This window comes from Synechococcus sp. PCC 6717 (assembly GCF_022698185.1).
Taxonomy (GTDB): Bacteria; Cyanobacteriota; Cyanobacteriia; order Thermosynechococcales; family Thermosynechococcaceae; genus Thermosynechococcus; species Thermosynechococcus lividus.
The window spans coordinates 380,800-401,953 of the sequence record NZ_JAKLTV010000001.1 but is presented as its reverse complement, the minus strand read 5'-3'; the positions used below and the strand labels follow the sequence as shown (position 1 = coordinate 401,953).

22 protein-coding genes are annotated in these 21,154 nt (G+C 54.4%); 10 read left to right on the top strand and 12 right to left on the bottom strand.

Annotated features, from left to right (window positions below; all coding sequences use genetic code 11):
• Positions 1-46: 46 nt before the first annotated feature.
• A complete protein-coding gene (locus L5470_RS01985; RefSeq protein WP_499497822.1) occupies positions 47-697 on the top strand; it encodes an FHA domain-containing protein in 651 nt (216 codons plus the stop codon).
• Positions 698-771: 74 nt separating this feature from the next.
• On the opposite strand, the gene lipA is transcribed toward L5470_RS01985, so the two are convergent.
• The 3 genes from lipA to L5470_RS01970 all read right to left on the bottom strand — a co-directional run bounded on the left by lipA (position 772) and on the right by L5470_RS01970 (position 6,570).
• The gene (gene lipA, locus L5470_RS01980; protein ID WP_198406224.1) at positions 772-1,665 is read right to left on the bottom strand and encodes a lipoyl synthase; all 894 of its coding nucleotides are present in this window, start codon (positions 1,663-1,665) and stop codon (positions 772-774) included.
• Positions 1,666-1,667: 2 nt separating this feature from the next.
• Positions 1,668-2,672 carry a permease gene (locus L5470_RS01975; protein WP_099799839.1) on the bottom strand — a complete coding sequence of 335 codons (1,005 nt, stop codon included), beginning with the start codon at positions 2,670-2,672 and terminating at the stop codon, positions 1,668-1,670.
• A 118-nt stretch (positions 2,673-2,790) separates the two neighbouring features.
• A complete protein-coding gene (locus tag L5470_RS01970) occupies positions 2,791-6,570 on the bottom strand; it encodes a PAS domain S-box protein (protein WP_499497820.1) in 3,780 nt (1,259 codons plus the stop codon).
• 294 nt (positions 6,571-6,864) lie between these two features.
• Between L5470_RS01970 and glyA the strand changes: the two genes are divergently transcribed.
• The 7 genes from glyA to L5470_RS01935 are packed head-to-tail and all read left to right on the top strand — an operon-like array spanning position 6,865 to position 12,930.
• Positions 6,865-8,142: a serine hydroxymethyltransferase gene (glyA, locus tag L5470_RS01965; RefSeq protein WP_099798543.1), complete on the top strand. Its 1,278-nt coding sequence runs from the start codon at positions 6,865-6,867 to the stop codon at positions 8,140-8,142.
• A gap of 33 nt (positions 8,143-8,175) precedes the next feature.
• Positions 8,176-9,222, top strand: coding sequence for a glycosyltransferase family 4 protein (locus tag L5470_RS01960; protein WP_099798542.1), 1,047 nt, complete (start codon positions 8,176-8,178; stop codon positions 9,220-9,222).
• A 4-nt stretch (positions 9,223-9,226) separates the two neighbouring features.
• Positions 9,227-10,477: a competence/damage-inducible protein A gene (locus tag L5470_RS01955; RefSeq protein WP_499497819.1), complete on the top strand. Its 1,251-nt coding sequence runs from the start codon at positions 9,227-9,229 to the stop codon at positions 10,475-10,477.
• Between the two features lie 23 nt (positions 10,478-10,500).
• Entirely contained in the window at positions 10,501-10,902 is a 402-nt protein-coding gene (locus L5470_RS01950) for a hypothetical protein (RefSeq protein ID WP_499497817.1), read from the top strand.
• A 34-nt stretch (positions 10,903-10,936) separates the two neighbouring features.
• Positions 10,937-11,899 carry a glycosyltransferase family 9 protein gene (locus L5470_RS01945; protein WP_499497815.1) on the top strand — a complete coding sequence of 321 codons (963 nt, stop codon included), beginning with the start codon at positions 10,937-10,939 and terminating at the stop codon, positions 11,897-11,899.
• Positions 11,892-12,494: a D-glycero-alpha-D-manno-heptose-1,7-bisphosphate 7-phosphatase gene (locus L5470_RS01940; RefSeq protein ID WP_099798538.1), complete on the top strand. Its 603-nt coding sequence runs from the start codon at positions 11,892-11,894 to the stop codon at positions 12,492-12,494. The genes L5470_RS01945 and L5470_RS01940 overlap by 8 nt, the downstream gene beginning before the upstream one ends.
• Positions 12,484-12,930 (top strand): hypothetical protein, encoded by a 447-nt coding sequence (locus tag L5470_RS01935; protein WP_499497813.1) that lies wholly within the window; start codon positions 12,484-12,486, stop codon positions 12,928-12,930. Before L5470_RS01940 ends, L5470_RS01935 begins: the two co-directional genes overlap by 11 nt.
• A gap of 40 nt (positions 12,931-12,970) precedes the next feature.
• Here the strand turns inward: L5470_RS01935 and L5470_RS01930 are convergent, their stop codons facing one another.
• The 4 genes from L5470_RS01930 to wecB form a co-directional block, all read right to left on the bottom strand.
• Entirely contained in the window at positions 12,971-13,852 is an 882-nt protein-coding gene (locus tag L5470_RS01930) for a universal stress protein (protein ID WP_499497811.1), read from the bottom strand.
• Between the two features lie 133 nt (positions 13,853-13,985).
• Positions 13,986-14,423, bottom strand: a complete 438-nt coding sequence (locus tag L5470_RS01925; RefSeq protein WP_099798535.1) for an acyl-CoA thioesterase — start codon at positions 14,421-14,423, stop codon at positions 13,986-13,988.
• Positions 14,424-14,435: 12 nt separating this feature from the next.
• Complete coding sequence (locus L5470_RS01920) at positions 14,436-15,098, bottom strand: diacylglycerol/polyprenol kinase family protein (protein WP_198406165.1); 663 nt, start codon at positions 15,096-15,098, stop codon at positions 14,436-14,438.
• On the bottom strand, positions 15,095-16,222 hold the full coding sequence (wecB, locus tag L5470_RS01915) for a non-hydrolyzing UDP-N-acetylglucosamine 2-epimerase (RefSeq protein WP_499497808.1): 1,128 nt from the start codon (positions 16,220-16,222) through the stop codon (positions 15,095-15,097). Before wecB ends, L5470_RS01920 begins: the two co-directional genes overlap by 4 nt.
• Positions 16,223-16,443: 221 nt before the next feature.
• Here wecB and L5470_RS01910 point away from each other — a divergent pair, with 221 nt between their 5' ends.
• Both L5470_RS01910 and L5470_RS01905 read left to right on the top strand, forming a co-directional pair.
• The gene (locus L5470_RS01910; RefSeq protein ID WP_099798533.1) at positions 16,444-16,830 is read left to right on the top strand and encodes a 2Fe-2S iron-sulfur cluster-binding protein; all 387 of its coding nucleotides are present in this window, start codon (positions 16,444-16,446) and stop codon (positions 16,828-16,830) included.
• Between the two features lie 3 nt (positions 16,831-16,833).
• On the top strand, positions 16,834-17,682 hold the full coding sequence (locus L5470_RS01905; RefSeq protein WP_099798532.1) for an inositol monophosphatase family protein: 849 nt from the start codon (positions 16,834-16,836) through the stop codon (positions 17,680-17,682).
• Positions 17,683-17,701: 19 nt separating this feature from the next.
• Here the strand turns inward: L5470_RS01905 and L5470_RS01900 are convergent, their stop codons facing one another.
• The 5 genes from L5470_RS01900 to L5470_RS01880 form a co-directional block, all read right to left on the bottom strand.
• Positions 17,702-18,184, bottom strand: coding sequence for a Ycf51 family protein (locus L5470_RS01900; protein ID WP_099798531.1), 483 nt, complete (start codon positions 18,182-18,184; stop codon positions 17,702-17,704).
• Positions 18,184-18,663: a Fe-S cluster assembly sulfur transfer protein SufU gene (gene sufU, locus L5470_RS01895; RefSeq protein ID WP_448526742.1), complete on the bottom strand. Its 480-nt coding sequence runs from the start codon at positions 18,661-18,663 to the stop codon at positions 18,184-18,186. The genes L5470_RS01900 and sufU overlap by 1 nt, the downstream gene beginning before the upstream one ends.
• Before the next feature lie 51 nt (positions 18,664-18,714).
• Positions 18,715-19,125 carry an MAPEG family protein gene (locus tag L5470_RS01890; protein ID WP_099798529.1) on the bottom strand — a complete coding sequence of 137 codons (411 nt, stop codon included), beginning with the start codon at positions 19,123-19,125 and terminating at the stop codon, positions 18,715-18,717.
• 3 nt (positions 19,126-19,128) lie between these two features.
• Entirely contained in the window at positions 19,129-20,001 is an 873-nt protein-coding gene (locus L5470_RS01885; RefSeq protein ID WP_499497804.1) for a 6-carboxytetrahydropterin synthase, read from the bottom strand.
• A 97-nt stretch (positions 20,002-20,098) separates the two neighbouring features.
• Positions 20,099-21,154 (bottom strand): phytoene/squalene synthase family protein, encoded by a 1,056-nt coding sequence (locus tag L5470_RS01880; protein ID WP_499497802.1) that lies wholly within the window; start codon positions 21,152-21,154, stop codon positions 20,099-20,101.

Sequence of the window (21,154 nt, the reverse complement as noted above, 5' to 3'; positions counted from 1 at the left end):
CCAAGTAATATAAAGGTGTTACGGTTGCTGTTGAGGTGGTTCCCTAATGGACAGTAACAGTGAGTATCATCTGCTCAACATCGAAGATGAAACGGGAAAACGAACCATTCCGTTAGATGCCGCCACCTATTCGGTGGGGCGGGACGCCAGTAACGCAATCGTGATTCAGGGGCACGGTGTCTCACGACAACACGCCTTGTTATTACGCTTACCCTCCCCCTCGGGCTACCGCTATCGCATTGTCGATGGCAATGCCGATGGCAAAAGAAGTGCCAATGGCATTCTGGTCAATGGTAAACGGGTTCAAAGTCATAATCTTAACCCCGGGGATGAAATCAGCTTCGGCGGCCATGTCAAAGCCCACTACACCACCGTTTCCATGGCAGAGGCTGAATTTACGAAATATCTCAACAGCATCAATTATCACAGCATTAAGGCAGTCCCCCAGACGACGACCGCCACCATTGTTGATGAAGAGCAAGAGCACGAAGGTGTGGAAGAAACGAACTTTAATGCCGTGCCGCCCCCCATGGTTGAAAAGACGGTGCGGTTTACCCCCTCGCCCCCGCCCCAGTCTCCGCTGCTATGGATTGTGGTCATTGCCGTGACCGTGGCGCTGGTACTGGGTATTGGCGTTGCTGTGTGGCAACAACAACCGCCCCCGGAGCAGGCACCACCAACGCAACCCGAATCTTAACTAATGAGGGGTGCAGGGAGCGATACGTTTCGGGCTGCACCCGTAGGGTCAGCGTCGGGAGGATGTCATGCCAATTAAGACAGCTGTTGTGAAGGGCGTTGGCGGGGGTATTGCGCCATCAGTGATCGTACCTGCTCGGCATGGTAGGAGCTCCGCGTCAGCGGCGACGACACCACCTGTAAAAAGCCCATAGATTCGCCAAGGGTGCGCCAAGCTGCAAATTGCTCTGGATGCACAAAGGTTTGCACGCCTAGATGTTTAGAACTAGGTTGCAGGTACTGACCAATGGTGAGGATGTCACAGCCCACCCGTCGCAGGTCCTGCATAACCGCTTCCACTTCGGCAACAGTTTCCCCGAGACCAACCATAATGCCGGATTTCGAGTAGATCCACGGTGTTGTTTCATGGACACGCTGTAACAGGTCTAGGCTGCGCTGGTAGCTGCCTTGGGGGCGGACACGGCGGTAGAGGCGCGGCACTGTTTCGGTATTGTGGTTGAGGACATCTGGGCCAGCCGCCAGGATGCGATCAAGTGCCTCCCAATTGCCGCACAGATCCGGAATTAAAACTTCAATGGTGGTGCGGGCTGCGCGATCGCGAATCCGTTGAATGACGGCAACAAACTGGCTCGCTCCTCCATCCGCCAAATCATCGCGGTTCACCGAGGTAATGACCACATGGTTGAGCTGCATCCGCACAACGGCTTCGGCAAGGCGATCGGGTTCTGTGGGGTCAAGGGGGAGGGGTTTCTTTTCAAAGTCAATGTCGCAGTAAGGACAGGCACGGGTACAGGCAGGGCCCATCATTAAAAATGTTGCTGTCCCCTCGTTAAAGCACTCGCCAATGTTGGGGCAGGAGGCTTCTTCGCACACGGTATTTAAGCCTAAATCCCGTAGCAGTTCTTTGACATTGCCAACCCGCTGCCACTGCGGGGCTTTGACCCGTAACCAGTCTGGTTTGACGACCACGGCTAACTCCACTGCAAATTCAGAAATAGACAAAGGGAAAAGGTGAGTTGTGCCACCAGTATAAAGATATAGATCAGCGCCCGCGGACGGAAAATGGTCAGCAGCAGGCCAATACCTTTGAGATCCACCATCGGGCCAAGGACTAAAAAAGCTAACAGGGCACCGGGGGTGAAGGTCGCTGCAAAGGCCAAGGCAAAAAAGGCATCCACTGTTGAGCAAATGGAAATAACGGTGCCCAGAATCATCATGGCCACAATGGAAATGACGGGGCCTTGGCCTAGGCTGAGGATCAGTTCGCGGGGGGCGGCCACTTGAATGGCAGCGGCAATGAGGCTACCAAGGACTAAAATCCCCCCTAGCTCCCGAAACTCTTGGAGAATGTTATCCAGCAGGAGCGGTAGCCGTTGTGGCCACGGTTGGGGGGAGACCCTAGGGGCTAGGGTGAGGGTGTCAAGGGCAAGGGGTTGACCCGGGGAACTTAGCAGGTAGGTGCCGGATTGCAGCAGTGCCGGAACTGCAACGGTTTCGGGTTGGGGGCGCGGCATCATCGCTGTGACGGTGGGTTGCAAAAAAGGGCGTAGATCGGCTTGGCAGCTAAAGACCCAGCCAACGATGGTGGCGATCGCCAGCGAAAAGAGCACTCGAAAAACAACAATTTCCGGTTGATCGCGAAAGGCAATCCACGTTGCCCAGATCACAATTGGATTAATGGTGGGAGCCGCCAACAAAAAACCAATAGCCACCGAGGCGGGCATTCCTTGAACAAGCAGCCGGCGAGCGACCGGCACATTGCCGCACTCACACACTGGGAACAAAAAGCCAATGCAACTACCCACCAATGCCCCTAACAGCGGCGATCGCGGCAGGCGGCGGATCAGCGCCTGTTCATCAATAAACAGCAGTAACAGACTGGAGAGGAGAATTCCCAATAAAAGAAACGGAAATGCCTCTACTAATAAACTCAGAAAGAGGGTGAAACCGCTTTGGAACTGATTGGCAAGGTTCATGGGCAATACAGGCGGCAACTCCTTGAGGCTCATCCTATCAAAGATCTGCCGCAGTGCTCGGCACCCTAGCAGCAGTCGTGGGCAGCCAGCGGCTGTTTCCTAAGGTCGCGCAAGGAAGCTATAACGTTTCCCCCTGTGTGCTAGCAGGGTGCTCAGGATAGCAGCAGTAGATATTGCGGCCTCTATTTTTGGCTCGGTAAAGTTGCTCGTCCGCTAGCCGGATCAGCTCAGCTACTGCTTGGCCGACTTGGGGCATGAGGGTTACAAGCCCTAAACTCAGGGTGACGCGATCGCCCACCGCAGAAGCAGCATGGGGAATATTGAGATGATACACAAGGTGCTGAATCCGCTCGGCAATGCGCACTCCCCCGAGTAGGGTGGTATTGGGTAAAATCAGAGCAAATTCTTCGCCACCGTAGCGGGCAACCAAATCCGTCGGACGACGAGCCGCTTGAGTCAGGGTATTGGCGATCGCGATCAGGCACTCATCCCCCGCTTGATGGCCATAGTGATCATTAAAATCCTTAAAGAAATCCACATCCCCTAATATCAGCGTCATGCTAGTTTTTTCTCGCTGTGCCAACTGCCACTGCTGTTCAAGGTACTGGTCAAAGTAGCGACGATTGGCAATTTGCGTCAGCCCATCCATGGTGGCAAGGCGCGATAGCTCAGCATTCCTGCTTTGCAGGTAGTTGTAAAGCCCCACTTGCTCAATGGCAACGGCCAATTGCCCAGCGATCGTGTGTACAAGTTTTTTTTCTTCATCACTCCAGCCGCACGGATTCACCCACCGTTGGAGGGAAAATGCCCCCCAAATCTGCTTGCTCAATTGAATAGGGCAGATTAACCAGCCCCCGGCAAACTGCTCGGCAATTCCCCGGTTGATGCTATCTGTGGGCTGAACCGCTTCAAAGGAGGGCAGTTCGGCCATTTCTCCCTGAGAAAGTCGATCAGCAATGGGGTTGTCGCAATCGGGAATGGCTACTCCTAGGGTCGGCCTGAGGTCGGCGTGCCCAAGATGCTCAACCAAGGGCAGCCAATGGCCTTGATCGGCGTGATACTTGACAATGACTGCCCGATCGCAGCGCAACAGACGGCTGGTATCCTGTGCGGCGGTTTGGAAGATCGTATTTAGGTCGGCAGAGTCGCGAATGGCTTGAATCAACTGGCTGAGGCAGTGCTGTTGATCGGCTTGGTGTTGCAGTCGGTCTTCTTTCTGCTTGCGATCGCTAATGTCGCTAAAGGTAACAATTACTTGCTCAAGGGTGCCATGCGGGGCAAACTGAGGATCTGCTGTCACCTGAAGCCAAATGCGCTCTTGGGTGCGCAGATTGAGAATCCCCATCACCCGATTTTGAATCCGGCGTTGCTCCTGTATCGCGAGCATCACTGGAAATTGCTCTGGTGGCATCGTGTTACCCTCAGCATCGAGAGCCTGCCATGAGTGCTCAACAATAGCTTGCCCAAGCAGGTCAGAGGCGCTAGCCCCTAGGAGTTGGCATGCTTTAGGGTTGACAAGCTGCACCCGTAGATCTGCACTGATGAGCATTACGCCCACATCTAAATCTGCAAGCAAATTTTGCAGCAGTATTTTTCGCTGCTCTAGCTCGTGCACGGCTGCCGATCGCTCCGCCTCGATCCGATTCAGTTGCGTAATATCCCGAACTACGTACAGGATGTGTTCCTTGCCTTTATAGAGGAGTGGGGTAGCGAAAATCTCGACATCAATGAGGTGACCTTTTTTGCACCGGTGTTGAGAGACCCCCTGCCAAGTGCGGTGCTGGCGGATGGCCTCCAGAGAGTCTTTAACCTTTTGAAAATGGTCGGGATGAACAAGCTGTTGGGGAGGCAGTTGTAACATCTCCTCGCGGCTGTAGCCGTGCATTTTGCAAAGGGCGGTATTGACTTCAATCATGTGTTCCGCATGGGGATCATAAATAGCCAGCCCCTCTGCCACTGACTCAAAGACGCTGCGGTATTGGGCTTCCCGTTCATCCAGTTCGGCCAGCACCCGTTTGCGATCGCTAATATCGGTGCTGACTAGCACACAGCCCATAAGCTGCTCCTCATCATCCATCAGCGGAAATAGATGGGAGAGCATATAGCGAGGTTGCTCGTCCTTACCGCGAAAGAGAAGCTCCTCGCCGCTGAGGGTTTCCCCTTGCGATACTCGCTCGATTAAGGCGTTCACGCGCTGCAGTGACTCTTGCGGATGAAGTAAGGCAGCATAGTGCATTCCGGGGGTCACTTGGGCGGTAGCCAAGACATCTAAGCCTGCCCAATTAGTGGTGAGCAGGGTTTTTTCGCGGGTTAGGGTAACAATGAGTACCGGACAGTTATCCACTAACTGCTGATAGCGGTTCTGCTGCTGCTCAAGGGAAAGGAGTAACTGCCGCTCAGTGGTAATATCGGCAATGAGGGCAATTAAAATTTGGGGGTGCCCTTGGGAATCCCGCACACAGGAGAGGGTGAGGTTGCCCCAAAGGGTGTGGCCGCGCTTGTGCCGGTAGCGTTTGATGATTTGGTAGGTGTTGCGCAGCCCCAATTGACACTCTTCGATCAGGGTTGCTTCTTCCGGCCAGTCTTCGGCAAAGGTTAAATCATGGGCAGTGAGTTGAGCCAGTTCCGCTGCACTGTAGCCAACAAATTGACAGAAGGCGGGGTTACAGTAGGTGAGGCGGTAGCCTTCGGCGGGRCTGGTGAGCACAATACCAACTTGGGCATTTTCAAAGACCGCCCGCCACCGATACTCACTCTGCTGGAGGGCGTGCTCAGCGGCAATGCGCTCAGTTTCATCCACTAAAATGCCTTCGAGGGCGATCACCTGCCCCGCTGCATCGTAAACCCCTTGGCCATACTCATGCACCCAACGAATGGAGCCATCGGCATGGAGAATGCGATACCCCACATCAAAGGGCTGGCCGCTCGCTAAGCCCTCATGAATGATCCGGTTGACGCGATCGCCATCCTCGGGGTGGGTAATACTGGCGTAGCTGCGGATGCGATTGCCAATTAACTCCGTGTGAGGGTAGCCCGCCAACTTACTAAAGGTTGGACTCAGGTACTCCATCGTCCAGTGTTCATCGTTCGCGCAGCGATAGAGAATCGCCGGCAGATGATCCACTAGGTTCCGGTAGCGTTGCTCACTTTCGCGCAGCCGTAGTTCCTGTTCCTTGGCCTCGTTAATATCAGAGATTAACCCCACTGCCGTTAGCCCCCCTAGATCAGGGTTAAATTCACGGCGATCGCACACCCACACGTAGTGCCCCCTAGCGTGCTTGATGCGATACTCGAGCACAAAACAGGCCGCCTGCCGTTGACTAAGGCCGATTGCGTCGGCAAAGGTCGCCCGATCCTCTGGGTAAATGAGGTGTTGCCACCCCTGTAAAGTCAGCGGCAGGTCACTTAGGGCATACCCCAGCACCCGTTCACTGTTGCCGCTCCACTGGCAGCGATCGCCAGAGCACTCCCAAAACAAGTGCTGTCCGAGGTTGGTGAGGGTGCGAAAGCGCTGCCACCATTTTTCTAATTCGCTGACTTGCGCCTGCTGCAAAATGCGGCTGCGTTGGTGCTCGGTAATATCCGTTAAAATCAATGTAAACCCCGTGGGGTCTGGAGTCAGGTTTGCTTGCCACCATCGTTGATCGGTGGGGTCATAACAGTTCCATTGCTCAGCCCGCTGAGTTTGCAGCACGTTGCGGATGCGCTCTTGAGACACCTGAAAGGGAATGCCTAGCAGTGTATCCAGAGGTGTGCCCACCATACTACAGGCCAAGTGCCCCACCAACGATTCTGCGGCTGCATTAGCGAAGAGAACGACCCCCTTGCGATCGCCCGCCAAAACGGGGTGGGGAAGCCGTTCCAAGATCTGCGCAAGAAAAGGATCAGAGCCGTTCATAGAGGTGGCTTGCGGTATGAAAAAACGGGAACAACAACGATAAATACAAGTAAACACAAAAGGTGATTAACGTTCACCTTGAGAGTGCTAACTATGAGAGTGCTAACTATGTATAGGTACCTAACGGTATGCCATAAGTCTTAATTCCTATACTATCTCCCTGACTCCGAAATAGCCCTCATCTGCCGCTAGTGAACCCTAACACCGCTCCTGTTGCAGGCAAGCTCAGGGTTGCGAGAGATACTGTCGCGATAAGATAGAAAAGAAATTCTTTACCTTGACACTCACACCCCAATGACACAACTAGACTGGCTTGCCCAAACCGACCCCCTTGTGGCTGCAATGGTACAGCGAGAAGTACAACGACAGCAGCACCATCTAGAACTGATTGCCAGTGAAAACTTCACCTCCCCGGCGGTAATGGCCGCCCAAGGCACCGTTTTGACCAACAAGTATGCGGAAGGGTTACCGGGCAAGCGGTACTACGGTGGCTGTGAATTTATTGACGAAGTTGAGCAACTCGCCATTGATCGGGCAAAGGAGTTATTTGGTGCTGCCCATGCCAATGTCCAACCCCATTCTGGTGCCCAAGCAAATTTTGCCGTTTTCTTGGCACTCTTGAATCCGGGGGATACGATCCTCGGAATGGATCTGTCCCATGGCGGGCACCTGACCCACGGCTCGCCTGTCAATGTCTCTGGCAAGTGGTTCAATGTGGTTCACTACGGCGTCAGTCCCGATACAGAACGCCTAGATATGGATCAAGTGCGGGACTTGGCACGGCAGCATCGCCCTAAGCTCATTATTTGCGGATACTCCGCCTACCCACGGGTGATTCCCTTTGAGGCATTTCGCGAGATTGCTGATGAAGTGGGTGCCTATCTCCTAGCGGATATGGCGCATATTGCTGGCCTAGTTGCTACAGGGCACCACCCCAACCCTGTGCCAGTGTGCGATGTGGTGACCACCACCACCCATAAAACCCTGCGCGGCCCGCGGGGCGGCCTCATCCTGACTCGCGACGCTGAACTGGGCAAAAAACTGGATAAGGCCGTTTTTCCGGGTACCCAAGGCGGCCCCCTCGAGCATGTCATTGCCGCCAAAGCTGTAGCTTTTGGGGAGGCTCTCAAGCCTGAATTCACTGCCTACTCTGGCCAAGTGATTCGCAATGCCCAGGCCTTGGCAGCGGGTCTGCAAGCCCAGCGGCTGCGCCTCGTGTCTGGCGGCACCGATAATCACCTGCTGCTGATTGACCTGCGTTCAGTGGGCTTAACGGGGAAAGAGGCCGATCGCCTCATGGGAGAGATCAACATCACGACGAATAAAAATACCATTCCCTACGATCCTGCCTCTCCCTTTGTGACCAGTGGCCTGCGTCTGGGAACGCCAGCATTGACCACCCGTGGCATGAAGGAAGCTGAGTTTGCCACCATTGCAGAGATCATTGGCGATCGCCTCCATGCCCCAGCAGATGAAACCGTAAAACTCCGCTGTCGCCAACGGGTGGCCGAGCTGTGCGAGAAATTTCCGTTGTATCCCCACTTGCAATTGCCACAGCCAGTGCTAGCCTGAGAGGGAACTGTATCCATCGTTTAACCGCAGCGGATGCTTTACCACCTCATTGCGTTTATTGCTGCCATTGCCGTTGTCTTACTGGTGACCCCTGTTGTCAACGAACTGGGTCATAAGACTGGGTTTGTGGATCGCCCCAACGAGCGGAAAATTCACACCCGCCCCATGGTGCGCCTTGGCGGCATCTCTATTTTTTTAGGCAATCTGGTCGCCTTGCTCCTTGTCTGGAATGCCGGTGGTTTCGGGGTGATGCCCCAGCCTGCGGAGTACGAAATTTGGGGAGTTACCCTTGGTGGTGTGGCCTTTTTCCTGATTGGCCTCGCGGATGATCTACTCACATTACCTGCCCTGCTGCGCCTAGTGCTTCAGTTTGTTGTGGCCGGCATTGTCTGGGCCGTTGGGGTCAAAATTCGGATCATCACCGTCCCCTTTTTCGGCATTATCGACCTAGGCTGGTTGAGCCTACCCCTCACTACCCTATGGCTGGTGGGCATTGCCAATGCCATTAACTTTATTGATGGAGTTGATGGCTTGGCCGCTGGTGTGTCCGGTATTGCTGCCTCCTTGATGCTTTTTGTCTGTATGCTCCTTGGGGAACCAGAAGCGGGGTTGATTGCCGCCGCCTTGGCCGGCGGTGCCCTTGGCTTTTTGCGCTACAACTTCAATCCCGCAAAAATTTTCATGGGGGACGGCGGTGCCTACTTTATGGGCTTTACCTTGGCCGGGATTGGGGTGATTGGCTTGGTCAAAGCCTATACCGCTGCAGCTATTTTATTGCCCTTGTTGATTCTGGCTGTGCCCATTGTTGATACCTCGACGGTGGTGGTCAACCGCTTGCGCCAAGGTCAGTCTCCCTTTGCCCCGGATAAAGGGCATCTCCACCATCGCCTGCTCAGAGCAGGACTGTCCCAGCGGTTAACAGTTCTCTTTATCTATTGCCTAACGTTTTGGGTAGGCAGTGTGGCCATGGCACTGGCGGGGCTGCCGGGGGGSTGGGGCTATGCGGTGGCAGCATCATTGCTAATGGGGTTTGCCACTTGGTATGTCTGGCAGCGGATCGGCACCAGCGAGAACGATTAAGGCCATGAATGCAGAAATTATTTGCGTGGGCACGGAACTGCTTTTGGGTGAAATCCTCAACAGCAATGCCCAATTTTTAGCGCAGCAGTTAGCGAGCTTAGGTATCCCCCACTACTATCAAACCGTCGTCGGTGATAATCCAACCCGCATTAAAAAGGTGGTGGCCATTGCCTGCGATCGCGCCCGCCTGTTAATTTTTACGGGTGGACTGGGCCCCACCCCCGACGACTTGACCACCGAAACCCTCGCTGACTTTTTCCAAGCCCCCCTCGCAGAACGCCCCGAGATCATTGCTGACTTAGAGCAGAAGTATGCCCATCGCGGTGGCTTTAGCCCCAGTAACCGCAAACAAGCCTTACTGCCGGTGGGTGCTGATATTTTACCGAACCCCATTGGCAGTGCACCAGGGATGATTTGGCAGCCGCGTACTGGCCTAATCATCATGACCTTTCCGGGGGTGCCCGCAGAAATGAAGCAGATGTGGCATGACACGGCTGTTCCTTTTCTGCGCTCGCAAGGATGGGGGAAAGAAATTATTTACAGCCGAGTGTTGCGCTTTTGGGGGATCCCAGAATCGGTCTTAGCAGAAAAAGTGGCTGCCCAAATCGCTCGTCCCCACCCGACCGTTGCTCCCTACGCTGGTAATGGCGAAGTCCGACTGCGTATTACCGTGCGCGCCAGTAATGAAGCGGAAGCCCAGCAACTGATTCGTCCCGTTGAAGCAGAGATTCGCCAAATTGTCGGGCTAGACTGCTACGGCGCTGATGACGATAGCCTTGCTGGCTGTGTGGCAACGCTGTTGCAGCAGCGGCAACACACCGTGGCGGTGGCGGAGTCCTGTACCGGGGGAGGGCTGGGGGAACTGCTAACCCGTATTCCCGGCAGCTCTGACTACTTTCGGGGCGGGGKGATTGCCTACGCCAATGCCATCAAAGTTGAGGTATTGGGAGTAAATTCTGAGGATTTAGAACGCGAAGGTGCTGTGAGTGCGACGGTGGCAGCGCAAATGGCGGTGGGGGTTAAAACCCGCCTTGGCAGTGACTGGGGAATCAGCATCACCGGTATTGCTGGGCCTGGGGGGGCAACCCTTACTAAACCAGTGGGGTTAGTGTATATTGGCGTGGCGTTGCCAGAGGGTGAGGTGATCACCCGTGAATTTCGCCTGAGTGCTCAGCGCGGACGAGAGTGGGTACGGCATTTGAGTGCTATGAATGCCCTCGATGTGCTGCGGCGACAGTTGCTAAGCCAAGTATGAGCCACGGTCTTTTCTGGTTCTCTTTGTTGGCGGTATTTCTGACCCTTGCTCGCCTAGGGTGGGTGGAGTACCGCAAGCTAGAGTACTACCGTCACTGGGCAAAGGAGTTTGAGCACAGTAAGTACGATATTTTGGCGGTGCTAGGGCAGCGGGGCGATCGCCTAGTGTGGGGAAAGCCAACACGCCAAGGGATCATCCAGCTTCAGTCCTGTGGTCTAGAGGAGATAACAGCAATTAGCGTTATGGCCGGGGGCCAACCCTTAGACAATGACACTCCCGATACGCAGAAATCATCTGGGCGAATTGAACTGGTCTTGCAATCCTGTGCTGGTGTGGCCTATCGAATTCCCTTTACCGAGTTACCCTTAGCTCTAGCGTGGCGCGATCGCCTCCGACAGATGGGTGAAACTTTACGGGTAGAATAAGGTCGCCCTCCATTTTTATATATCCCCAAAAGTTATGAAAAATGTCGTGGCCTTGGTGCCCGGTGGAATTGGCGATCAAATTTTATTTTTCCCCACCCTCGACGATCTCAAAGCGCACATTCCAGAGGTGCAAATTGATGTGGTCGTTGAGCCACGGGCGGTGGCAGCTTATCAACTTAGCGCATCCGTAGCGCGGGTCATTCCCTTTGATTTCAAAAATCGCAATGCCCTAGCAGATTGGGCCAACCTCATCGGCACTCTGCGAGATGCCGAATACGAGGCTATTCTTTCCTTGGGTCGCAGTAAAGCGGTACGCCTGCTCCTGTGGCTCACTGGCATTCCCAAACGGGTGGGGTTTGCAAGGCTCAATCCCTTGGGGTTACTCACCGATGCCGTGCCCGTTAACTTAGACCAGTACAGTGCAGCCGTGTACCATGACCTGCTCAAGGCGTTTGGCATTACAACCCCTTGCCCCTTGCCCAAGGCAGTGCTCAAGCCGGACGATCAAGCGTGGGCGATCGCTGAGCGGCAACGGTTAGGGGTCGCTGAGAGCTATCGTCTCCTCCATGGTGGCTCCAGTCAGATGGCACTGGCAAAAGGCATCAACAAAATTTATCCGCCAGCCGCATGGGTGGAGGTGTTGCAAGCTCTCCAGCAGCAGCAGCCCGACCTGCCCTTTATTGTGGCCTGTGGGCCAGAGGATCAGGCATGGGTCACAGCCCTCAGCCAAGCCCTACCGCAGGTGCGCGTCACCCGCCCTCCTGATTTGGGTAAACTTGCCGCCCTCATGGCTCAGGCACAGCAGATTCTGTGCACCGATAGTGGCCCTATGCACATTGGGGTGGCAGTGGGCACCCCCTTGGTAGCGCTCTTTGGCCCCACGGATCCAGCAAAACTGCTCCCTGCGGATCCTCGCTTTCGCGCGATCAAGTCCCCCACAGGCAATATGGCAGATATTCCCGTCAGCGCAGTCATTCAGGCCGTTTGCCATGGCTAGAGGTGCTGTTTTCTTAGATCGGGATGGGGTGCTCAATCAGGAAATCGGGTATATCCACCGCCTTGAGGATCTACAGTTACTACCCGGTGTCGCTGAAGCGGTGCGGCGCTTAAATGAACAGGGCTGGTTTTGCTGTTTGGCCTCCAATCAGTCAGGGCCTGCCCGTAACTACTACGGCATTGACCATGTCCATGCCCTCCACGAGCGCCTGCAAAAACTACTATGGGACACCGCTGGTGCCGTTCTGGATGCTATTTATTTCTGTCCAGATCTGAGCCGTCCCGAAGGGGGGGTGGTCAGCGACTATGCCGGATGGACCACATGGCGCAAACCCAATACGGGGATGCTGGTGGCGGCAGCTTGGGATCACGATCTTGACCTAACCCGCAGTGTCATGGTGGGGGATAAGGCCACCGATATTGATCTGGCGCGTAATGCGGGCTGCTATGGCATTCTGGTGCAAACGGGCTTTGGCCAGCAGGTGCTTGCAGGGCGCTACCAGCACCCCAGCCAACCGGACTATATTGCTACTGACTTACAGGCTGCCGTAGAGTGGATTCAAACCCACTTGCCCCCACCTAGCCATGCCCCATAAGACGTCCCCCAAAGCGGACTCTACCAAATTTCCCCCAGTGCTGCTGGCATTGGTGGTTTTGGGTTACATTCTTGTGGGTTGGCATTTATCTGCTTACCCGTGGATGTGGTCAGCCTACGCCTGCATCTTGGCAGCCATCCTCACCGTTGTGGTGGTATGGGGCACCTCCAACTTTTTTCGCTCCATGCAAATGGGGCCACGCAGTGTTGTGACCATGCTGATTCTCAGCACCATTGTCACGCTTTTCGTTAATGCCTTTGCCATCTTTAGCTTGATTGCTATCCTCATGAGTTCTGAAACCCTCGTGCGTATCGAAATGCGTGCCGCAGGCTACCGCAACTGGCAAATTATGATTGTGATCATGCAGATGGCAATTTTAGGGGTGTTTATTGGCTGGACGATCGGACGCTATCTGCTGCCGCAGGCGATCGCCTAGGGATATCTCAATTGCTTGCACCCGCTTAACGGCTGCCGCTCTAGCGACCCGCAGGCGGGAAATAAATAACAGGAAACACACAGCGGCGAATAATATCTCCGGCAAAGCTAGGGATAGACAGCTCCCAGATTTTACCCACTGAGGCTGAGGAAACCGCGATGGCATGAATATCGCGATCGTGCGCCGCCAATTGCGCCTCGACAATGGGATTCCCAACCCGGATTTCTGTCTCAACGCTTAGGCCGTAGCCGGTAAATTCATTTTTTAGCTCGGCAAGGATTTTTTCTGCCCGTGGCCGTTCTTCGCCCACCCCCAGTTCCCCCTGACCTGCATCGCTGATAATCCAGCACAGTGTGATTGAAGCAATACCCGTACCCGTCTGACGCTGCACCCCCTTGCGCAGTTGCTGGATCAAATGCTGCGCCGATGGGCTGTGGTCGTAGGGCACTAGCAGATTTCGGAACAACTGCTGGCAGCGCAAATTTAATTCTGCTCTGGTGAGAACCCATAGTAACTGTGGGCGCAAAATCATCACTGGAATTTTAATCCGCTGTAACACCCCAATGGTGGTACTGCCAAAGAGTTTTTCATCCAAGAGGTTACGAATAGGACGACTAACCAACACCAGATCAATCTGGTGCTTTTCAACGGTATCAAGGATGGTATCGGCTGGGCGGCGATTATCAATAATGACGTCAGCCTTGATGTTAACTGGAACCTGCGTAGGGTCAATTTTCAGCGACTGACGAGCGCGTTCAAGTTTTTGCTCCCGCAGCCGTGGCTTATCGCCATCGTCATCAATGGGGCAGGCATGAAGGAACACTAGCTTTTCGATACCTGCTGCCGCTAGCGCGTCAATATAGGTTGTGAGCTTGGGCAGGCCATCGTGTAGATCGGTTGGAACGAGTAAGTTCTTAAACATTGCTGCCCTATTGCTCCCCGATGCCATACTCTAATTGCAGATTACCCTAGGAGCATGGTGTTGCGCTAGTAGTCCCAGCGTTAGAATTGTAGGTGTTGAGGATGGAAGGTTCTACAATTTGGGAAGCTATCGCCTATACTGGAAAACCTCTCGCTGGCGGAGTGCGCATTTCCGAGGTGAGCCAATCGGCGAGGGGCGGGGGAAGCGGTGCCTTGTGTCGTTCCGGTAAGGCAAGGCAGACATGGTGAGTTTGAGCAACAGCTACGCAGTCGGCCTCTGAACTTAGAACCCTATAGCCTAGCTGAAAGCGACTGCCATCCACGGCCTCAGGAGTGACAATAATGCGCAGGCGATCGCCACAGTAGAGAGGTTTCAGAAACCGTATCTGTGCGTCAGTAATGGGGACGATTAGGCCGCTACCACTAAAAAACTGCCGTAGATCCACTCCCAACTGTTGCAGTAGGTTTTCGTAAGCCTCATGGCAAAACCGCAGCACATTGGCAAAATAGACAACCCCTGCCGCATCAGTATCGCCAAAGTGAACGCGGCATTCGTAGGTTTCAAGCTCCATTCCTCACCCTCCTCAAACCAACAGCAACGCGTAAGCTATGAGGGCACTGCCAATGGGAACGGTCAGGTTATCTAGCCCTCGCCATGCCACTAGTTCAAGAACCGTTGCACTTAGCCCCACCACCGGGGCAACCCACCAGAGACCTAAGGGGGCAAGTGGGGCAAGGGAGAGCGCTGCCACAAGGCTGCTAATCAAAAACATGGCAATGGTTCCTTCCCAGCTTTTGGTGGCGCCAGCAATAGAAAAAGGGTGGTGGCCAAAGTTAATGCCTACCAATGCAGCGAGGCCATCTCCCCACGCCATAATCAAAACCCCTAAGACCGCAAGCTCCGGAAGTTTATCCCAAAAGAGTGCCATGAGACTACCGATACTGACGGCATAAAAAAAGGTGCCCCAGCTTTGCCTACCCACGCTACTAATACTTTCGAGGAGGGGCATCCGATAGGAAAGCAACGTGAGGCCAGCGGCAATAAGGGCGGCAATAATGCCCCAACTGGTGGGAACTCGCAAGACATAGGCAATGAGAATAACTTGCCCTGCACCGATATGCACCACTTTCCGAGACCACTCCTTAGCATCGGGAAACCAGTAATGCACAAGTTCCGCTGCCAACAGTACCAGTCCTAGCCAACTGGTGACCCACAGGGCTGCCCACAGGGCTGACATCGTGCTCATGGGGGCGGTGTCTGAGAAAAAAACTGCTGCACAATTGTGAAGATGCGATCGCTGGCGTGACCATCTCCAAAGGGGTTAATGGCGTTGGCCATACGGTTGTAGGCCGCAGGATCGTTAAGCAGTTCGAGGGCGGCAGCAGCAATGCTCATGGCGGCAGTTCCCACCAGTTTGGCGGTGCCAGCAGTGACGGCTTCAGGACGTTCCGTTGTTTCACGGAGTACTAGGACGGGCTTACCGAGGCTGGGGGCTTCCTCCTGGAGACCGCCGGAGTCCGTGAGCACGAGGGTGCACCCTTTGATAGCTGCCACGAGGGCAGGGTAGTCGAGGGGTTCGGTCAAAAATACGCGCGGATGTTTGCCTAAGTAGGTTTGCAATGGCTCGCGTACTGTGGGGTTGCGGTGCAGCGGCAGGAGTAAGGCCGTGTCGGGGAGAGTGTCCAAAATCTGCAAGAAACCGGCGGCAATATCCGCAAGGGGGTCTCCCCAGTTTTCGCGGCGGTGAACTGTGGCCAATAGAACGCGATATTGTTGCCAGTCGAGGCCGGGCACTGTACACACAGGCTGGCGATCGGCCACTTGCAGAAGGGCATCAATAACGGTGTTGCCGGTCAGGTGAATGCCGCCAACCACCCCCGACGCCTTAAGGTTAGCCACGGCCTGGGTTGTCGGTGCAAAGTGTAGCTGTGTTAACTGGGAAATCAGCCGTCGGTTGGCCTCCTCGGGGTAGGGATTGTAGAGGTGGTCGGTGCGTAACCCTGCTTCGACGTGCCCTACGGGAATCTGTTGATAAAATGCGGCAAGGGTCGCGGCAAAGGCTGTGGTGGTGTCTCCTTGCACAAGTACGAGCTTTGGCTGTAACTCTTGATAAAGCTGCTCTAGCCCTTGCAGAGAACGGCAGGTAATCTCTGTGAGGGKTTGCTTGGGGCGCATAATCGCTAGGTTGCGATCCGCCGTTAGGTGGAACAGGTTCATCACTTGGGTCACCATTTCGCGGTGTTGCCCTGTGAGCACCACGTAGGGGACAAAGTGGGGCGATCGCTGGAACACTTGGATAACTGGCGCTAGCTTGATTGCTTCCGGGCGAGTACCCAGCGTAATACAGATAGGAATAGGGGAAGCAACCATAAACGCAGCAGCAGACTAAACAAGCGCAACGAGTTCAGCTTATCAAAAAAGGAATAGGCAGAACTGAGCTATCGTTGCTATGTTTGTGATAATTGTGGTTTCGGGATACCCAGAGATCGAGGATCAGCGATAGTGATGGACAATGTTGCAACGAATCGGCAACCGGAGTTAAGAATTGGCTGCGTTCGTCCGGGTCTGTATTGGGGTAGTTATAGCAGTTTATGAGCAACACCCATCGCGTTACGATTCGCGTTCGCCCCCTCAAGCCTGGGGATCCGCCACCACAAACCTATACGATTGAGGTACCGGAGGATCGCTACATTTTGCACCATGCCGAGAGCCAAGGGCTGACACTTCCCTTTGCCTGTCGCAATGGCGCCTGCACCACCTGTGCTGTGCGAGTGCTCTCAGGGGATATTTACCAGCCTGAGGCCATGGGGTTATCTCCGGCACTACAGGCGCAAGGATATGCCCTCCTTTGCGTTAGCTATGCCCGCTCGGATCTGGATGTTGAAACCCAAGACGAGGACGAAGTCTATGAACTCCAATTTGGTCGCTATTTTGGTCAGGGACGGGTACAGTTGGGGTTGCCCCTCGATGAGGACTAGGGTATGGCATCGGTAAACTGCTCCCTTCCGGAGGTAGAGCGGCAGCGCTACCTAGAAATTGCTACCGAGGCTGCCCTTGCGGGTGGGGCTGTGCTACAGCAGTATTGGGGAAAACTCTCAGAGATTGAAGAAAAGGGGCGAGCGGGTGACTTGGTGACCGTTGCCGATCGCCAGTCGGAAGCAGCGGTGCTCGATGTTCTGCAGCGCCACTGCCCGCACCATGCCATTCTGGCGGAAGAGTCTGGTTTTTCAGGGATGCAACAGAATGAATTTCTGTGGGCGATCGACCCGTTAGACGGTACTACCAATTACGCGCACCAGTACCCCTTTAGCGCGGTTTCCGTTGCGCTGTTGGTAGCTGGGGAACCCCATGTGGGTGTGGTGTACGATCCCTTTCACCGGGAATTATTTCGCGGGGCGACGGGGCTAGGCGCAACTCGCGATCGCCAACGGATTCGGGTCTCTGACACCTCGGAGCTAAGCAAAAGCCTACTGGTCACTGGCTTTGCCTACGATCGCCGCGACACAGACGACAACAACTATGCCGAGTTTTGCTACTTAACCCACCTCACCCAAGGGGTGCGCCGTGGCGGAGCAGCAGCCATTGACTTAGCCTATTTAGCCTGTGGTCGCCTTGATGGCTATTGGGAGCGAGGCCTATCTCCGTGGGATTTAGCAGCAGGGGTGGTCATTGTCCGTGAGGCGGGGGGCGTGGTAACCGCCTACGATCAATCCCCATTTGATCTGGCCTCAGGGCGCATTTTAGCCACTAATGGGCATTTACACGCGGCTCTGAGCCATGCCCTACAGCGGGTCAAGCCCCTAGGCTTTGCCTTTTTACCTGACGACTAAGCCCCCTGCTGCTGTCTAGTCAAAGAATTTGCACATCAACGTGGGTGTCGGTGCGATCGCTAAGGGAGCGTGTGGCCACCCCTAGAATCACGGGTTCGGAAACATTCGGTTGAGGATGGCGAATCGTGCGGGCAATCACCACGAGGCGATCGCCCCCTCGTCCCAAACGGCCAAGGGAAAATAAGTCATTAGCTGCCTGCACTAGGGTTGCTTCCAAGGTCTCTGTGGTCACCTCTGGCGGTACTGTAATCACGACTTGGGTGGCACCATTGTCATAAACCAGTGTATATTTGCCCGCCCCGGGGACAGGGGTATGGACAATAGGCACAATACTCAGGGCAAACAGCCCTACCGTCACCACCCCCAAAAAGCCAGTAATACCCACAAACCGAAAACGGACTCCCCAACGCAATAAAAACGCTAGAGCTGTCAGACCTGCCATCACCACTGTGGCAATGCCAACCCAACGGCTATAGGTGGCAAACTCTGTTGGTGTTAGCACTAGTCCTCCTCCTCGTTGCTAATGACGCCATTGTTCTGCTGTTGCTGCAATGCGGCTCGCAGGGTATGCCATGTCAGCGTGGCGCACTTAATCCGCACCGGAAACTGGGCGACCCCCTGCATCACGTTGAGCTTGCGAAACTCTTTTGGGAACTCAAACTGCCCCTTCATCATGGATTGGAACTGCTCAACCATTTCCAGTGCACGTCCCACGGGTTGYCCGCGCAGGGCATCCGCCATTAAATCCGCTGACGCCATGGCGATCGCGCAGCCCTCTCCCTCAAACTTAATGTCTTTAATAAACAACTGACCAGCATCATCCGTGGCCAAGGCCACGGTTAAATCAATAGTGTCACCACAGGAGGGGTTATGCCCCCGCTGCCGCCGATCTACCGGATTCGCTTGCCCCCGATGCCGCGGCTTTTTGTAGTGCTCCAAAATAACTTGCTGGTACAGGGTGCGCAGATTGTCTAGAGACATTTACTATACTCTATGCCAAAAGCATATTTTTGAGGGATCAGTTATTCCATTTTACGCTGAAAGCGCCGCCAGACTTTGGAGAAAGAGCGTGAGGGTAGCAGCAGTCCCCACACCAAACATCAAGGAGCGGCCAATGGGAATATTTGCAATATAGAAAATCGAGTAGAGAAAGCGAGCAACGACAAAACTCACACTGGCGATCGCCACCGTTTGAGTCTCTACATGTGTTAAAAGAGTCAGCAGCACCGCCGCCGCAAAGGGCATAAAAGTTTCAAAGGAATTTTCGTGCGCCCACACCGCCCGCTGGGCAAAGGGTGGCAGCTTATCAAACAGCGCCCGAGGGGCAGCCACATCAAACCCTGCCTGCACCCGACCAATCACCACAAAAATGTAGGGAAAATAAATCAGCACCGTAGCAACAACTAGGCTAGCGGCCAACAACCACCGAATCGTTGGAAACATGTCCTACACGCGCTCCAACACTGGTAATGCTGTTTCGCGGGGGGATGTGCCTTGGGCAGACTCCTCACACAGAATCTCACAGGAATTATTTGGACTTTCGATCAACTTCACCTTGTGGAGTGTGGCACCGAGGTCACGAATGGGCTGCCGCAGGACATCGGCAATATAAATCGCAATGTTCTCGGCTGTGGGTACCACCGTCGCAAAGTAGGGAATATCTTTATTCAAAAACGTGTGATCCAGGGGTTCAATCACCCATTCCTTAAGCACTGCTTCCAGCTTCACCAAATCCACAATCATCCCAGTACGCGGATGAATCTCACCCTTGACCGTAATTTCCACATGGTAATTATGCCCATGGCCGTGGGGACGAGCACACTTGCCGTAAATCCGGCAGTTCTCCTCATAGCTGAGTTCCTCAAGGGCAAGGCGATGTGCCGCACTAAAGTGGGTACCAACCGAAAGATAGGCGTCCATAGGGTCTCCAGTGTAGTCCGCCCAAAGGCGGGGGTGCTCAAATAACCGAATCCGCACAAGGGGCAAGTGGGGAGCCAACCGATCCCAAATCGTGCGGGCAAGATGCTCTGTGGTGGGCAGGGTAGTTTGAAACTCCGGCCACACCTCATTGAGGTACGAGAAATTGAGCGGCTCAATCACCTGCTGCCGAATTACCTGCTTCACCTCCGACAAGTTCAGCACCATGCCAAAGGCATCCACGTCTCCCTGCATGGAAACAACCAGTTCATAATTGTGACCATGCCCCGGAAAACGGCTACAAGCACCGAAGTAAGATAGGTTTTGAGCCTCAGACCACTCCGGCAACCAGTAGCGGTGACTAGCCGCAAATTCGGCACGGCGGTTGATAATACAGACCATTACAGCTACTTTGTGAAGATTTGCAACAAGGCGAAAATCTTCCCATATCGTAGCCTATTCTGAGCCACTGCACCATTGGTATTTTTCTAGGTGTGGTCTAAATACCAGTGAGGATGAAGGGCTTTTGACGAACTTGGCTAATCAACCAACGTAGGGTATGGTTGCTCAAGATCGAAATCGGCCCCATGAGCATTAAGGACTTCACCTCAGCACGACTAATTTTGACCACGCCGCCGGGCTTGAGCATGGCGGTGGAGTGGCTGAGATCCCGCAGGGTCGCGTAGGCAAACAGCAGTGGCAGCACGCAGAACATCCGAATCGGTACCGCAGCTTTGGGAACCGAGAGGAGATAGGCTTGGGCTTCGTCAAGATCATGCCATGCCAAGGCAATCAGATCCTTAATAGCAGCGTGGTTTTGCTCTAGGTGTGCCGCACTTAAAATCAACTGGTGACTACTACCTTGCTGCAGGAGGGCATCATTGGGAATATAGATAGAATTTTCGTGCTCTGCATCCCACGCAATGTCTTTGAGGATATTGACGGTTTGTAGGGCTTCCCCAAAAGCGCCACACCGCTTCAGCAGCACTTGGTACTCGTCAACCCCAATGCTGGGGGAATGCTCATGCCATAGATCGGTGAGGAGGTAGCCAACTGTGCCAGCAACGTAATAGCAGTACTCTTTATATTCCTCAAGGGTTTGAATACGGATGCCATTGGGGTGCAGGTTGACAAATTTTTTCATGCCGTGCACCATTTCGCTGACCCATCGCTGAACGTGCTGCTGTGAGCGAATGGGTAGGGTGCGATACAACGCAAAGACTAACCCGGTGTTTTGCACTAACTGCACGTGGGCGGCATCTCCTTCCACGCCACGCGCTGTCTGCCCATAACTATTGGCCAAGGCAGGGCTATCAAAACACTCCAGCAGGTGATCCAACAGTGCTGTTTTGGCTGGAATACTGGCCACAGGATCGTCTTCGATCGTGTCGGCAATGCGACAGATGAGGTAGGCCACGAGAACCGCCCGTCCCAAGTGCCCCGGCAAGAAGCGAATGCTCAAAGCAAACGTGCGCGATACTTGCGGCAATATCTCTTGGCAGAACCGCTCTGCATCCTTGACGGAAACTGGGTTTTCCAGCACCATTTGAATCAT

Bases quoted from the DNA above. Each gene is read 5' to 3' on its own strand.
- L5470_RS01940 (WP_099798538.1), top strand. From the start codon at position 11,892: ATGGCTAGAGGTGCTGTTTTCTTAGATCGGGATGGGGTGCTCAATCAG.
- L5470_RS01925 (WP_099798535.1), bottom strand. From the start codon at position 14,423: ATGGAGCTTGAAACCTACGAATGCCGCGTTCACTTTGGCGATACTGAT.
- L5470_RS01880 (WP_499497802.1), bottom strand. From the start codon at position 21,154: ATGATTCAAATGGTGCTGGAAAACCCAGTTTCCGTCAAGGATGCAGAG.
- L5470_RS01930 (WP_499497811.1), bottom strand. From the start codon at position 13,852: ATGTTTAAGAACTTACTCGTTCCAACCGATCTACACGATGGCCTGCCC.
- L5470_RS01910 (WP_099798533.1), top strand. From the start codon at position 16,444: ATGAGCAACACCCATCGCGTTACGATTCGCGTTCGCCCCCTCAAGCCT.
- L5470_RS01935 (WP_499497813.1), top strand. From the start codon at position 12,484: ATGCCCCATAAGACGTCCCCCAAAGCGGACTCTACCAAATTTCCCCCA.
- L5470_RS01890 (WP_099798529.1), bottom strand. From the start codon at position 19,125: ATGTTTCCAACGATTCGGTGGTTGTTGGCCGCTAGCCTAGTTGTTGCT.
- glyA (WP_099798543.1), top strand. From the start codon at position 6,865: ATGACACAACTAGACTGGCTTGCCCAAACCGACCCCCTTGTGGCTGCA.
- L5470_RS01945 (WP_499497815.1), top strand. From the start codon at position 10,937: ATGAAAAATGTCGTGGCCTTGGTGCCCGGTGGAATTGGCGATCAAATT.
- L5470_RS01985 (WP_499497822.1), top strand. From the start codon at position 47: ATGGACAGTAACAGTGAGTATCATCTGCTCAACATCGAAGATGAAACG.
- L5470_RS01920 (WP_198406165.1), bottom strand. From the start codon at position 15,098: ATGAGCACGATGTCAGCCCTGTGGGCAGCCCTGTGGGTCACCAGTTGG.
- L5470_RS01975 (WP_099799839.1), bottom strand. From the start codon at position 2,672: ATGAACCTTGCCAATCAGTTCCAAAGCGGTTTCACCCTCTTTCTGAGT.
- L5470_RS01905 (WP_099798532.1), top strand. From the start codon at position 16,834: ATGGCATCGGTAAACTGCTCCCTTCCGGAGGTAGAGCGGCAGCGCTAC.
- L5470_RS01885 (WP_499497804.1), bottom strand. From the start codon at position 20,001: ATGGTCTGTATTATCAACCGCCGTGCCGAATTTGCGGCTAGTCACCGC.